This is a genomic window from Amycolatopsis sp. NPDC114504, assembly GCF_055633595.1.
The window spans coordinates 953,138-965,864 of the sequence record NZ_JBVKDU010000001.1 but is presented as its reverse complement, the minus strand read 5'-3'; the positions used below and the strand labels follow the sequence as shown (position 1 = coordinate 965,864).

Here is a 12,727-nt window from a genome sequence, read left to right as displayed (position 1 = left end):
CGGCAGCTCACGCCCTGAGCGGCCGCCGCGACTCGTTGGGTCAGCGGGGCCCGTCGCGCAGCACGCCGCGCACCTGGTCGACGGACAGCGCCTCCGGGTCGAAGCCGGTCAGCAGCCAGGTCGCGCCCGCCCGCTCGTACGGCGAGCTGTCCACGCCCGGCCCGACCTCCGCCACGTAGTCGAACGGCCCCGTCCCCGTGCGCAGCGCCTCGACCTGGGCCACCGCTTCGGCGAAACGGTCGGCCGAGTCGAGGTTCACCGGGAAATAACCGTCGAGGCGCGCGGCGCGGCGCATCGGGCGGGGCTTGCCCGGGAAGCCCGCCGCCCAGACCGGGATGCGCCCTGCCGGCGTCGGCAGGAACCGGATGCCGTCCACCGTGTAGTGCTCGCCGCGGTGGTGCACGACCTCGCCGGACCACGCGGCGGCGAGGACGTCCAGTGCCTCGTCGAGCATGCCGGCGCGCACCCGGTCGTCGCACTCCTCGCCGGTACGGGAGAACTCCTCGCCGAACCGGTCGCTGCCGAGGCCGACGCCGAGCGTGAGCCGGCCGCCGCCGAGGCGGTCGAGGGTCGCCGTCTCGCGGGCGAGCTTGGCCGGACGGCGGCGGGTGATCGCGCTGACCATCGGCCCGAAGCGGACCTTCGACGTCGCGGTGGCGACCGCGGCCAGGGTGATCCACGGGTCGGCCGCGGCGGTCACCGGCTCGCGCCAGCGGAGGTGGTCCCAGACGAAGACGCCGTCCCAGCCCGCTTCTTCGGCCTCGGCGGCGAGCCGGGCGACGAGCGCCGGGTCGGCCAGGTCGTCGAAGAGCGGGAGCCAAAGCGCGTGCTGTGCGGTCATGCCCGGAACGCTACCCAGGCGGGGTCCGTTACGACATCCGGTGGTAATTCGCGCACCGAACGGCAGAAAACGCGGTTCCTCGGTCCTCAGGGCAATACGCGTGGTGCCGGAATACGCGGTTGCCGTCGCTCTGGAGCGTGACGCCTTTCCGGATTTTCCCACCCTTCGGCGTATTCCCGCGATCGTCTGCGTAGCCCGGAATCGGCCCCGCTAGCCCGTTGAGGCCCGGACACAGGGCGGTCCGGGTGACGATCTCCCCATCCGCTAACGAATTCACGCGCATTTCGTCTCTCTCAGGCAACCCACAGGAATCCGGCCCTTCGCCGGGGCTCGAAAGGGACGTCCATGTTTCGAAGATCAGTCTTCGTCGCGCTGACGGCGGCCGGTGCCGTGCTGGCCTCCACCGTCGTCGCGGCCGCGGCACCGCCGGGGGTCGACCCGGCCACCGTCGACCTCACGCTCGCCGCCGGGCAGAGCACCACCGTCACCAAGCACGTCACCACCTCGGCCGTACCGCCGAACCCCGACCTCGTCCTGCTCGCCGACACCACCGGAAGCATGGGCGGCGCCATCGCCGACGTCCGGGCCAACGCCAACGCGATCACCGGCGACGTGCTCGCCGCGCAGCCCACCGCCCAGTTCGGCGTCGCCGAGTACAAGGACTTCTCCGACTCCGTGCCGTTCAAGGTCAACCAGGGCATCACCACGGACACGGGCGCGGTCCAGACCGGCATCAACCAGTGGCAGGCGGGCGGTGGCGGCGACGGGCCCGAAGCCGACCTCAACGCCCTCTACGAGCTGGCCACCGGCGCCGTCTCGTTCCGCCCGGACGGGACCCGCATCATCGCGTGGTTCGGCGACGCGCCGTCGCACGACCCCAGCGGCGGCCACACCCTGGCCGACACGATCGCCGCGCTGAAGGCGGCGAACATCCGCGTCGTCGCGGTCAACGTCGGCGCGCTCGACGCCTCCGGCCAGGCGAGTGCCATCGCCTCGGCCACCGGCGGCGTGCTGCTCAACAACGTGCCCTCGGACCAGGTGTCCCAGGCCATCCTGGCCGGCATCAAGTCCATCGAGGTGACGGTCGCGCCCCACGTCACCACCTGCGACCCGCAGCTGACGCTCACCAACGCGCCGGCGAGCGTCAAGGTGAGCAGTGGTGACGTCGCGACGTTCACCGAGACGATCGCCGCGGCGGCCAGTGCCGCGCCGGGCACCTACCACTGCACGGTCGACTACCTGGTCGACGGCGTCTCGCGCGGCTTCGTCGAGACGACGACCGTGCGCGTCCTCGGCCTGAGCGTCAACGACGTCACGGTGGACGAAGGCTCCGGCGGTGCGCCGGTGCCGGCCACCTTCACGGTGTCCCTGCTCGGCGGGACGAGCCCGAACCCGGTGAGCGTCCACTACGCCACCGCGAACGGCACCGCGACCGCGCCGGCCGACTACGCCGCGGGCAGCGGGGACGTCACCTTCGCCCCCGGTGAGACGGCCAAGCCGGTGACGGTGCTGGTCAACCCGGACACCGTCGACGAGCCGGACGAGACGTTCACCGTGAACCTCTCCGCTCCGGTCGGTGCCGGGCTGGTCGACCCGACGGGGGTCGGCACGATCGTCGACGACGACCGTGACGGCGCCTTCTCCTGCACCGGCACCGCCGCGAACGTCATCGGCATCACCGCGGCCGTGGCCAACCCGGCGAACCTGCCCTGCGCCGACGACAGCAAGACCGTCCTCGACGCGACGCTGAACGCCGGCCTGATCAAGGTGCAGACGCACGCGCTGAACTCGTCGACCGACCTGACCCCGGACAACCAGTCCGCGGCGCCGGCGGCCGGTGACCACGCGCAGGCGTCGGCCAAGATCGACAAGACGGTGATCAGCACGATCGGGCTCACGATCGAGCTGGGCGTGATCCAGTCCCAGGCGGCGGCGACCTGCCAGCCGGTCCCGGGCGGGCTCGCCCCGGCCCTGACCGGCAGCTCGAACGTCGCCTCGCTGAAGATCAACGGCGTCTCGGTCACCGTGGGTTCGGCACCGCTGACCATCCCGCTGGTCATCGGCTCGCTGAAGATCAACGGCCAGACGATCTCCAACGGTGTCGTGAAGCAGCAGGCGGTCGCGCTGGACACGGCGCTGGCGAAGATCGTGCTGGCGGAGTCCCAGGCCGACGTGCACGGATCCACCGCGCACCCGGCCGGCAACCCCTGCCGGCGCTGATCCGGTGAACCACCCGGGGCGGGCGGCTCCCTGCCCGCCCCGGGTGGGCTTCAGCGGCAGTGGACGTCGCGGCGGTGGCACTGCCGGCGGGCCGGGACGGTCACACGCGCGGCCGCTTTGAGCCAGATGTCCTGCACCACTTCGCGGCCGTGGACCAGGACCGTCGCGGCGGCCGGTGCGTGCTGGAGCGCCGCGGTGATCAGGACGTAGGAACCGGTGCGCGGTGCCTCCAGCGCGAAACCGCCGTCGCGAGCCGACGTCGCCCGGGCCGTTTGCCTGCCGTCGGCGTCGACCAGGGTCAGGGTGGCGCCCGGCAGGGGCGAGCCGGTCGCGCCGTGGACGTGTCCGCGGATCGGCGTGACGAGCGGTGGGGCCGGCTCGGCGAGCAGGCCGGGTTCGGCGCCGGTGGCGATCTCGTGCAGCAGGCGGCGCAGGTGGATCAGCTCGAGCAGCGCGGGTTCGTCCGCCTCGGCGCGGTGCCCGGTGAGGGCCGCCTCCGCCAGGCCGAGCGAGGGGAGCACGTCCGTCCCCGGCTCGGCGACGGCGGTCGCGACGGCGGCCAGGGACCGGGCGGGCGCGGCGAGGGAACGATCGGTCGCGCCGCCGCGGCGGGGGCGCGCGACCAGCCGGTGGGTGTGCTGCACCAGCGTGGCGGTCAGCGTCAGCCGGTGGCGCGTGGTGCGGGACCCGCCACCCCACGGCACGGCCGCCACCAGCGGCGCGGCCACCAGCCGCAGTTGGCGCAGGTCGTTGTCCAGCACCCGGATCCGCGCGTCCAGGTCGGGGGCGGTCGCGTGGCCCTCGATCCGGTCCGCAACGGCGTCGAGGAGCTCGGCCAGGGTGCGCGCGAGGGCGCGTTCGGCGGTGCGGACGGTGTCGCGGGTGCTCAGCGGCGTCAGCAGCAGGCCGACCCCGACGCCGACGGCCGCGCCGATCGCCGTCTCCTCCAGCCGCAGCACGAGCAGGCCGGGGGAGAACTCGTTGAGGACGCTGTAGAGCTGGCTCACCATGATCGTGACGAAGAAGATCATGTAGGCGTAGGACAGGCGCTGCAGGTAGAAGCCGCAGAACATGCTGCCGACGATCACCGCGAGCACCGCCGCGGTGTTCCCGGCGGTCAGGTGGGCGAGCGCGATGCCCGCGCCGAGGCCGACCAGCGTGCCCAGCACGCGGTTGACCGACTTGAGGACCACCTCCGACCGGCTCGCGGTGCCGGTGAACGCGACGAACGCGGCGATCACCGCCCAGTAGTAGCGCTGCTCGGACAGCAGCCGGCCGAGCACGATCGCCAGTCCGCCCGCCACGGCGACCTGCACGGCCTGCCGGGTGGTGAAGTCCAGGCGCCGCAACGGGTTCCACGCGCGGCCGCGGGGTTCGACGTCGCCGGCCGCGGCGGCCGAACCCGGCAGCGCGCCCATCGCGATCGTCACCGCGGGTTCGAAGCCGGTGGTGACGGCGAGGCCGTCGCGGTCCGCGCGGCGGACGACGCCGAGGTAGTCGGTGACGGCCGCGGCCACCAGCCGGGCGGGGGAGGTGCCGGCGCGCGCCAGGAGTGCCTCGGCGGCGAGCCCGGCGGCGGCGTAGTCGTTGCGGGCGAACAGGTCGAGCACCCGCACCGCGCGGACGACGAGGTCCCGGTCCGGCTCGGCGGCGAGCTGCGCGCAGGCGGTGACGAGCAGGTCGATCGCGAGCTGTGCGTCGATGGTGGTGCGCCGGATCGCCGCCGCCGGGACGGCGTCCGGCAGCACGGGCACCTCGGCCGACCAGGCCTCGATCATCAGCGCGGATTCGGCGAGCCGGGCCTGCGCCGCGTGGACCCGGCGCGGGGACTGGCCGTTTTCCAGCAGGGTGGCGCAGCGCCGGACGACCGTGCGGGCCCGGGCGCCGAACGCGCGGCGCGTGCGGGCGAGCGTGCGACGCGGGTTCCCGCGCAGCACCGTCAGCGACAGCAGCAGCACCCAGCCGCTCGCGATGACGACGGCGACGAGCATGGCGGGCAGGCCGGCCAGGGTCGCGTGCAGGAACGCGGCGAAGAAGTAGCCCATCCAGACCATGAAGCCGTAGAAGAAGAACGGGATGCCGAACCGCCGGACGAACACGGCGGCGAACATCACGACGACGAACACCGCGAGCATCAGGTCGGTGTGCGGCGCGACCAGCACGCCGACCACCATCCCGAGGCCCATCGCCACCGGGAACAGCGCGGCGGTGCGCACCTTCCGCCAGACCCCGGTGCCGCTCAGGGCCATCGAGCCCATCATCGCGGTGATGGCGCCGAGCAGGGCGGCGACCAGGGTGGCCTGCGGCCCGGCTCCGGTCAGCGTCGCGTAGCCGTACTCGACGGCGAGGCCGGTCGTCATGGCGACGGCGGCCGAGGCCGCGCTCCACAGCCGGGTCAGGCCCGGATCGGAGCCGATCGCCTTGTCCCTGATCCGGTGGATCGTCGCCGTCGCGCGTCCCATTCGAGTGACTTCCCCCGCCTTCCGCCGAAGATATCGGTATCATGCCGACATTTATCGGTATGATACCGACATCAGCTGCGGCGAGGCAATCGGCCGGGCGGTAGGTTCACGACATGGACGCGCTCGACCTCATCGAGGCCCACACCGCGGTCATGGTGCGCAACTTCGAGCTGCTCAGCCGCCGCACCGACGTCTACGACGAGGTCGACCGCGCCGGCTACCTCCTCCTGCGCACGCTGGAGGTGACGGGCCCGGCGGACATCACCACGCTGGCGGCGACGCTGGGCCTGGACCCGTCCACGGCGGGCCGGCAGGTGTCGGCGATGACGGCCGCCGGCCTGGTCGAGCGGACCCCGGCCCCGGGGGACCGCCGCCGGAGCATCGTCGCGGCGACCGACGAGGGCCGCCGGCGCGCCCACCGCGTGCACGAGCGCCGCCGGGCCAACCTGGCCGCGATGTTCGCCGGCGTCCCGGAGGACGAGCTGCGGGTGATCGGGGAGTCGTTCGCCCGCTACAACCGGGCGGTCGCGCGCGAGTACGACGTGAGCCTGTTACCCGAGTGACGGGCGCACCCAGCGCAACGCGGCGTCGACGCAGTCTTCGGGGCTGGTGTTGAACGCGATGGCCGCGGCGGGCGCGTGCTGCCGGACCAGGTTGAGCACGCGTTCGAAGAGCTCCAGCAACGGTTCGTGCGTGCGGATGCCGCCCCCGATGACGACGCAGGCGTAGGTGTCCCCGGTCAAGGCCCCGGCGATGGTCTGTTCGGGATGGTCGTCGGGGGAGACCAGGCAGTAGTCGGCGGCGATGGCGTGCTCGTCGAACCGCGCCCGGCCGCGGGCGATCGCGGCCTGGACCGGCACGGGGTCCCAGCCGTCCAGCTTGGCGGGGTCGAGACCGATGACGAGCACTCGTGTCATCGACGGGACGATACGCGGCTGCGACCATGGGGTGGTGCCCGTTCCGCCGCTGGCGGGGGAGGACCACGCCTGCGCCGCGTGCGGGCTCTCCTACCCCACGCTCACGATCGAAACCGCCCGCGCGCTCATCGGGTCGCTGCCCGGCGCGGTGGACGCCGTGCTCGCGCAAGCACCGCCGTCGGACCTCCGGCACCGCCCGCGGCCGGACCACTGGTCGGCGCAGGAGTACCTCTTCCACCTGCGCGACGTCTGCGTCACGTACACGATCCGGGTGCACCGCGCCCGCACCGAGGACCGGCCCGTCCTCGAGCCGATGCTCAACGACCTGCGAGCCCGCCGTTTCCACTACAACGACCGCACCCTCGACGGACTCCGCGACGACCTCGCGGCGTGCGCGGAGGGGCTCGACGCGGAGATCGACCGCCTGACCCCGGCCGACCACGAACGCACGGTGACCCGCCTCCCGGGCGAGCACCGCACGGCCCGCTGGCTGGTCCGCCAGGCGGCCCACGAGGTGACCCACCACCTCGGCGACATCCGGCAGTGCCTGGCCGAGGCCGCACGTTAGCGGCCGTCACGAGGCCGCAGGTGCCGGTCGACATGTGGGAATTGGCCGCCGGAGGAGAGGAAATCCCAGTAGCCGCGCGTGAAGCCGGGGAAAGATCGACCAGCAGCCGCGACCACTGGGGCTCACCGGCAGCCTGGCCGAGATGCGCATGCCCGCCATCATCCCCGGACCAGCGACAGACTGTCCACACCGGACACCGGCTCATGATCCGGACATCGTTGACACCGTACGCACGTGTCCCTACTTTCGGTGCATGGGAACCAGGCGGATCTGTTGTCGCTGAGCGGATCCGGGCGATCCGGCGGCCGGCTGGTCGTGCTCGGCGGGCTGCCGGGCACGGGCAAGTCCACCGTGGCCCGTCCGCTGGCTCGCGCGCTCGGCGCGGCCTACCTGCGGATCGACACGATCGAGCAGGCGCTGGCCGACTCCGGCGAGCTCACCGCCCGGCCGCGGGCCGCCGGCTACGTCGCCGGTTACGCCCTGGCCCGCGACCAGCTCGCCAACGGCGTCGACGTCGTCGCCGAGTGCGTCAACCCCCTGACACTCACCAGGGACGCGTGGCGCGCGGTCGACCCTCGGGTGCTGGAGGTCGAGCTCGTGTGTTCCGATCCGCGCGAGCACCGGGCCCGCGTCGAGGGGCGGGTCAGCGACATCGCCGGTCTCGCGCTGCCGACCTGGTCGGACGTCCTCGCGCGGGACTACGAGCCGTGGGACCGTGACCACCTGGTGGTCGACACCGCCGCGGTGAGCGCGGCCGAGTGCGTCCGGCTGGTTCTCCGGCACCTCACCCGGGTTTGACGGCGTGCACCGCGTCGGCGACCGCGCGCAGCGTGGCGATCGGGTCGTCGCCGAGGGGGTAGACGCCGACCTGGTCCGCGCCCGCGGTGCGGTGGGCCAGCAGCCGCGTCGCGACCGTGGCCGGGTCGCCGTGGGCGACCAGCGCGTCGATGAGGCGGTCGCTGCCGGTGCCGGCCAGGTCGTCCTCGGTGAAGCCCAGCCGCCCGAGGTTGCCCGCGTAGTTGGCGACGCCCAGCGCGGTCCCGGGCGGGGCGGACCGGGCGATCGCGCGCGCCCTGGCAGCGTCGGGTTCGACCAGGGCGAAGTGGCCCGGCAGCACCAGCTTGCCTGCGCCGAGGACCGACCGCGCCAGGCGGGTGTGGTCCGGGGTGACCAGGCACGGGACCGTCCCGGCGGTGCGGTCGCGGGCCAGGCGCAGCATCCGCGGCCCGAGCGCGGCCACCACCGTCCGGTCGGCGGGCACCCCGCCGGCCGCGAGACGGTCCAAATAGGACACCAGGGTGTCGTACGGCGACGCGTACTCGGCATGGACTTCGCGGTGCCCGATCCCGACGCCCAGCAGGAAGCGGCCGGGGTGCCTCGCGACGATCCGGTGGTAGGACGCGGCGACCGTGTCCGCGTCGGCGGTCCACGCGTTCACCACGCTCGTGCCGACGACCAGCCGCGTGGTGGCGTCGAGCAGCTCTTCGGCGAAGGCGAGGTCGGCCGGCGGCGAGGCGTCCAGCCAGAGCGTGCCATAGCCGGCCCGTTCGACTTCGGCGGCGCTTTCCGGGGTCACTTCGTGCTCGCGCAGGTGGGCGCCGAGCGGACCTGGATCAATGCTCATGCCGCGACTTCAGCACGACGGCCCGGCGCGAACCAGGGCCGGTGCCGACGCGCAGCGATAACCTGACGGCATCGTCCCAGCCCAGGGGAGAACCAGTGGAACTACGGGCCTTGCGGTACTTCGTCACGGTCGCCGACGAGCTGCACTTCGGCCGCGCGGCGGAGCGGCTGCACATCGCGCAGCCCGCGGTCAGCAGGCAGATCGCGCAGTTGGAGCGCGAGCTGGGGGAGCGGCTGTTCGACCGCTCGCCACGCCGGGTCCGGCTGACCGCGGCCGGGCACCGGGTGCTCACCGCCGCCCGCGACGCGCTCGCGGCCGCCGACCGGGTCCGGAGCGCGGCGGCCGGCCCGGCGGGGGTGATGCGCATCGGCACAGCCCCCGGGGTCACCGCCCGGCTGGAGCGCGGGATCGACGCGCTCCGGACGTGGTCGCCGGCCTTCGACGTCGTGCTCGTCGACCTGCCGCCGTCCGAGCGTCTGAACGCCCTGCGCCAGGGGGAGATCGACGTGGCACTGGCCCGCGGCGTCGGCGCGGCGCCGGGGGTGCGGGTGCTGCCCGCCTGGACGGAGCCGCTGTTCGCGGTCGTGTCCGCACGCCATCCCGCCGCCGGGCGCGAGACCGTGAGCGTGGCCGAGCTGGCGGAGGGCGGACTGCGCGTCCACGACCCGTCGGTGCTGCGCGAAGCGGGTGTCGCGGTGCGGCCCGGGCGTCCGGCGGGGACGGTCCAGGACACGATCGTCGAGGTGGGCTCGGATCCGGCCGCCTGGACGGTGCTGCCGGCCGGCCAGGTGACGGAGATCAGGTCCACGCGGGTACGCGCGATCCCACTCGCCCCGCGGACGACGACCACGGGCAGCGTGGTCGTCCCGGACGACCTGCCGCACACGTGCGCTGCGGCTCACCGGGCGGCGTTCGGTGACTGACGCCGGCCCGCGGCTGGTCGCTCCCACCGCGCGGCTGCACATCGCCTGGCTCGACGCGCACGCGGAGTGGGGTCCGGGCTCGCACGAGGACGGCTTCGGCCTGCTACCTTCCGACGAAGTCCTTTCGCCGGAAGGGTTTTCGGCCTGGGTCGCCCGGCTCGGCACGGACCCGAACTGCACGTACCGCTGGATCGTCGAGGACGGCGAAGTGCTCGGCGGGATCGCCTTGCGGCACGCCACTCACGAGTCGGTCCGGCGGGCCGGGCACCTCGGCTACGGCATCCGCCCCACCGCGCGCGGCCGTGGCCTGGCCGGGTGGGCGCTGGGCCGGATGCTGGCTGAAGCCCGCCGTCTCGGCATGGACCACGTGGTGCTGGTCTGCGAGGCCGGCAACATGGCTTCGGCGAAGACGATCGAAGGCCACGGCGGAGTGCGCGAAGAAACCGGCGCCACCTGGCGCTACCGCATCCCGCTGCGCTGAGCCCGGCGCGCCGCTACCAGGGCAGCTCCCCGGTTTCGTCCTGGAAGGTCCCCGTCGGGCCGTCCGCAGGGAGGGTCGCCAGGCGCACGACCGTCCGGGCGCTTTCCTCCGGGGACCGCCCGATCCCGAAGGCGGCGGTCATGTCCGTGGCGGTCGTACCGGGCTCGACCGCGTTGAACTTGATGCCCGGCTGGGACTTCGCGTACTGGACCGTCAGCATGGTGGCCGCCGACTTGGAGGCGGAGTACAACGCCAGCGGCAGCCCGAACTCCGGCCGGTCGGGGTTGGTGACCGCCCAGAACGAGCCGGCGCTGCTCGACACCGTGACCACCGTGGGGTTCGACGACTTGCGCAGCAACGGGAGCGCCACCTCGGTGACGCGCACGATGCCCACGGCGTTGGTGTCGAAGACCCTTAGCGCGGTGGGGCCGTCGAGGGCTTCGCTGCCCAGGACGCCCGCGTTGTGCACCAGGACGTCGAGCCGGCCCTCGGCCGAGTCGATCGCGGCCAGTGCGCCGCTCACCGAGGCGTCGTCGGTGACGTCGAGCTGGACGAACCTCGCGCCGAGGTCCGCCGCGGCCTTCTCGCCGCGCTCGGTGTCGCGGGCTCCGATGTAGACGGTGTGTCCCAATGCCAGAAGGTGTTTTGCCGTCTCGAAACCGATGCCCTTGTTGGCTCCGGTGATCAGGGTGACAGTCATGCGCGTCCCTTTCGGTCGGTCAGCTGCCGGCGGAGCTCGCCGGCGTCGTGCAGGGCGGTCATGTGGACGAACCGGCCGTCGCGGACCCGGTAGATGGCGTACTCGGCGATCTCGAACGAGGCGCCGCTCGGCGCCACGCCGAGCCACTCCTTGGCCGGCGTGCCCGTGTTGACCAGGCGCGCGGCCAGGCGGTCGCCGTCGAAGAGGAGATCCTCGAGCCGCCAGTGGAGGTCGGGGACCGCGTCGACGTCGGCCCGCTGGACGGCGATGAGGTCGTCCCGGGTGGCCGGCTCGCCGTTGAGCGTGGTCCGGTCGGCGATGAACTCGTCCATCCGGTCGAACCGGTGGGCGTTGAGCTCCTCGAGGTAGCGCAGGTAGAACGCGCGCAGAGCCACGGCGACCCCTGTTCTCGTCGGGTACTTCCGCATCGATCGATGCAGAACTCGACTGTAGCAGATTCCGCATCGATCGATGCGGAAGTCCGAAAGGGCTACAGGACCGGCCAGCCGCGCAGGGCGGCGTCGGCCATCTCCTGCAGGTCGCCGCGGTCGACGCCGCTCGCCGCTTGCACCGCGATGCCGTACGCCAGCGCCGTGAGGTAGCGGGCGAGCAGGGCCGGGTCGGCTTCCGGGGGCAGGTCGCCGTCGTCGATGGCTCGGTCGAACCGGTCGCGGAGGGTCGCGTAGCCGTCGTCGCGCCAGCCGATGAGCAGTTCGCGGGCGCCGCGGCCGGCGTCGCCGGTGGCCAGCGCGCCCTGGACGCCCAGGCAGCCGTTCGGACCGGACGGGCGGGTGGTCGTGTCGATCGTGCCCGCGATGATCGCGGTGGCGACGTCGAACGCGGTCGGCTTCTCCAGCGCGCGCACGACGTAGGCGCTCGGGCCCTCCGTGTAGCGCTCCAGGGCCTTGCGGAACAGCTCTTCCTTGTTGCCGAAGGTCGCGTACATGCTCGTGGTGGAGATGCCCATCGCCTCGGTCAGCGTGGCCAGGCTGGCCCCCTCGTAGCCCTGCTCCCAGAACACCAGCAGGGCGCGTTCGAGGGCCGCGTCGGGGTCGAACCCCCGCGGCCGGCCGGTCGGGCGTCGCTTGTCCGTCTCCACGGCCCGCAGTCTACGCGCTTCCGCATCGATCGATGCGGAAAAGGCGGGGTGGTCCCGGGGGACCACCCCGCCGCGGTCAGAACCGGTAGTGCAGCAGGCGGTGCGCGTACCGCAGCGGCCGGGCCAGCTTCATGATCGACGCCGTGACGCGGTCCTGGGCCCGCGCGTCGGCCAGGTGCGGCGAATCGAGCAGGGACCACTCCTCCAGCAGCCGCAGGCCGGGCACCAGGTTCTCGAGCGAGCGGGGATCGCCGACCGCCCAGCCGAACGACGCGCCGGTCGTCCGGACCAGGCGCGAGTACCGGGCGATCCGCAGCGTCCACGGCAGGACCGCGTCGAACGTCATCTCGCCGTGCGGCAGGTGGCCGGCCAGCCTGCGCAGCATCGTCAGGCCGTCCGCCTGCTGCAGGTACGGGGTAAGACCCTCGGCGATCACGAGCGTCGGCCGGTCCGCCGGGACGTCGTCGAGCCACGCCTGTTCGGTGACCGACGAGGCGATGACCCGGTAGCCGTCGCGCGGTTCGTACAGCTTCTCCCGCAGCTCGACGACGTCGGGCTGGTCGACGTCGATCCACTGCACCCCGGCGGGCAGCGGCAGCCGGAACGCCCGGCTGTCGAGCCCGCACGCGAGGTGCAGCACCAGCGCGTCCGGGTTGCGGGCCACGAACCGGGTCGTCCACTCGTCGAGCTTCTTGGCCCGGAACGTCACCGTGCGCCGGTCGCGGCCGATGAACTTCATCTTGCCGAAGTCGTAGTCGAGCCGGCTCATCAGCCGCTCGGCGCTCCCGTCGCCCAGCACCGGCCGGGGCGAGCGGTTGTCCAGCGCCTTGGCGTACAACGTGGCGAGCAGGGTCTCCTGCGCACCGGTCAACCGAATCTTTTCCACCGCGGT

14 protein-coding genes are annotated in these 12,727 nt (G+C 73.1%); 6 read left to right on the top strand and 8 right to left on the bottom strand.

The window, feature by feature from the left end:
• Positions 1-40 precede the first annotated feature (40 nt).
• Entirely contained in the window at positions 41-841 is an 801-nt protein-coding gene (locus ACZ7PG_RS04600; protein WP_470237711.1) for an LLM class flavin-dependent oxidoreductase, read from the bottom strand.
• Positions 842-1,186: 345 nt separating this feature from the next.
• On the opposite strand from ACZ7PG_RS04600, the gene ACZ7PG_RS04595 reads away from it, so the two are divergent.
• Positions 1,187-3,061 carry a Calx-beta domain-containing protein gene (locus ACZ7PG_RS04595; RefSeq protein WP_470237710.1) on the top strand — a complete coding sequence of 625 codons (1,875 nt, stop codon included), beginning with the start codon at positions 1,187-1,189 and terminating at the stop codon, positions 3,059-3,061.
• A 50-nt stretch (positions 3,062-3,111) separates the two neighbouring features.
• Here ACZ7PG_RS04595 and ACZ7PG_RS04590 read toward each other — a convergent pair whose 3' ends face one another.
• A complete protein-coding gene (locus ACZ7PG_RS04590; protein WP_470237709.1) occupies positions 3,112-5,523 on the bottom strand; it encodes an FUSC family protein in 2,412 nt (803 codons plus the stop codon).
• A 113-nt stretch (positions 5,524-5,636) separates the two neighbouring features.
• Here ACZ7PG_RS04590 and ACZ7PG_RS04585 point away from each other — a divergent pair, with 113 nt between their 5' ends.
• Positions 5,637-6,086 (top strand): MarR family winged helix-turn-helix transcriptional regulator, encoded by a 450-nt coding sequence (locus ACZ7PG_RS04585; protein ID WP_470237708.1) that lies wholly within the window; start codon positions 5,637-5,639, stop codon positions 6,084-6,086.
• On the opposite strand, the gene ACZ7PG_RS04580 is transcribed toward ACZ7PG_RS04585, so the two are convergent.
• Entirely contained in the window at positions 6,075-6,440 is a 366-nt protein-coding gene (locus ACZ7PG_RS04580; RefSeq protein WP_470237707.1) for a hypothetical protein, read from the bottom strand. The genes ACZ7PG_RS04585 and ACZ7PG_RS04580 overlap by 12 nt on opposite strands.
• 34 nt (positions 6,441-6,474) lie before the next feature.
• Here ACZ7PG_RS04580 and ACZ7PG_RS04575 point away from each other — a divergent pair, with 34 nt between their 5' ends.
• Both ACZ7PG_RS04575 and ACZ7PG_RS04570 read left to right on the top strand, forming a co-directional pair.
• Positions 6,475-7,008: a DinB family protein gene (locus tag ACZ7PG_RS04575; protein ID WP_470237706.1), complete on the top strand. Its 534-nt coding sequence runs from the start codon at positions 6,475-6,477 to the stop codon at positions 7,006-7,008.
• A 234-nt stretch (positions 7,009-7,242) separates the two neighbouring features.
• Positions 7,243-7,806, top strand: coding sequence for a P-loop nucleotide/nucleoside kinase family protein (locus tag ACZ7PG_RS04570; RefSeq protein WP_470237705.1), 564 nt, complete (start codon positions 7,243-7,245; stop codon positions 7,804-7,806).
• On the opposite strand, the gene ACZ7PG_RS04565 is transcribed toward ACZ7PG_RS04570, so the two are convergent.
• A complete protein-coding gene (locus ACZ7PG_RS04565) occupies positions 7,793-8,632 on the bottom strand; it encodes a TIGR03620 family F420-dependent LLM class oxidoreductase (RefSeq protein WP_470237704.1) in 840 nt (279 codons plus the stop codon). The genes ACZ7PG_RS04570 and ACZ7PG_RS04565 overlap by 14 nt on opposite strands.
• A 95-nt stretch (positions 8,633-8,727) precedes the next feature.
• Between ACZ7PG_RS04565 and ACZ7PG_RS04560 the strand changes: the two genes are divergently transcribed.
• Complete coding sequence (locus ACZ7PG_RS04560; RefSeq protein ID WP_470237703.1) at positions 8,728-9,555, top strand: LysR family transcriptional regulator; 828 nt, start codon at positions 8,728-8,730, stop codon at positions 9,553-9,555.
• The gene (locus tag ACZ7PG_RS04555) at positions 9,548-10,036 is read left to right on the top strand and encodes a GNAT family N-acetyltransferase (RefSeq protein WP_470237702.1); all 489 of its coding nucleotides are present in this window, start codon (positions 9,548-9,550) and stop codon (positions 10,034-10,036) included. Before ACZ7PG_RS04560 ends, ACZ7PG_RS04555 begins: the two co-directional genes overlap by 8 nt.
• 13 nt (positions 10,037-10,049) lie before the next feature.
• Here the strand turns inward: ACZ7PG_RS04555 and ACZ7PG_RS04550 are convergent, their stop codons facing one another.
• The 4 genes from ACZ7PG_RS04550 to ACZ7PG_RS04535 all read right to left on the bottom strand — a co-directional run bounded on the left by ACZ7PG_RS04550 (position 10,050) and on the right by ACZ7PG_RS04535 (position 12,721).
• Positions 10,050-10,736, bottom strand: a complete 687-nt coding sequence (locus tag ACZ7PG_RS04550; protein ID WP_470237701.1) for an SDR family NAD(P)-dependent oxidoreductase — start codon at positions 10,734-10,736, stop codon at positions 10,050-10,052.
• A complete protein-coding gene (locus ACZ7PG_RS04545) occupies positions 10,733-11,131 on the bottom strand; it encodes an ester cyclase (protein ID WP_470237700.1) in 399 nt (132 codons plus the stop codon). Before ACZ7PG_RS04545 ends, ACZ7PG_RS04550 begins: the two co-directional genes overlap by 4 nt.
• 95 nt (positions 11,132-11,226) lie before the next feature.
• The gene (locus tag ACZ7PG_RS04540) at positions 11,227-11,835 is read right to left on the bottom strand and encodes a TetR/AcrR family transcriptional regulator (protein ID WP_470237699.1); all 609 of its coding nucleotides are present in this window, start codon (positions 11,833-11,835) and stop codon (positions 11,227-11,229) included.
• Positions 11,836-11,911: 76 nt separating this feature from the next.
• Positions 11,912-12,721 (bottom strand): class I SAM-dependent methyltransferase, encoded by an 810-nt coding sequence (locus ACZ7PG_RS04535; RefSeq protein ID WP_470237698.1) that lies wholly within the window; start codon positions 12,719-12,721, stop codon positions 11,912-11,914.
• Positions 12,722-12,727 lie beyond the last annotated feature (6 nt).

Coding starts and splice junctions, on each gene's coding strand:
- ACZ7PG_RS04580 (WP_470237707.1), bottom strand. CDS start 6,440: ATGACACGAGTGCTCGTCATCGGTCTCGACCCCGCCAAGCTGGACGGC.
- ACZ7PG_RS04565 (WP_470237704.1), bottom strand. CDS start 8,632: ATGAGCATTGATCCAGGTCCGCTCGGCGCCCACCTGCGCGAGCACGAA.
- ACZ7PG_RS04600 (WP_470237711.1), bottom strand. CDS start 841: ATGACCGCACAGCACGCGCTTTGGCTCCCGCTCTTCGACGACCTGGCC.
- ACZ7PG_RS04585 (WP_470237708.1), top strand. CDS start 5,637: ATGGACGCGCTCGACCTCATCGAGGCCCACACCGCGGTCATGGTGCGC.
- ACZ7PG_RS04595 (WP_470237710.1), top strand. CDS start 1,187: ATGTTTCGAAGATCAGTCTTCGTCGCGCTGACGGCGGCCGGTGCCGTG.
- ACZ7PG_RS04590 (WP_470237709.1), bottom strand. CDS start 5,523: ATGGGACGCGCGACGGCGACGATCCACCGGATCAGGGACAAGGCGATC.
- ACZ7PG_RS04550 (WP_470237701.1), bottom strand. CDS start 10,736: ATGACTGTCACCCTGATCACCGGAGCCAACAAGGGCATCGGTTTCGAG.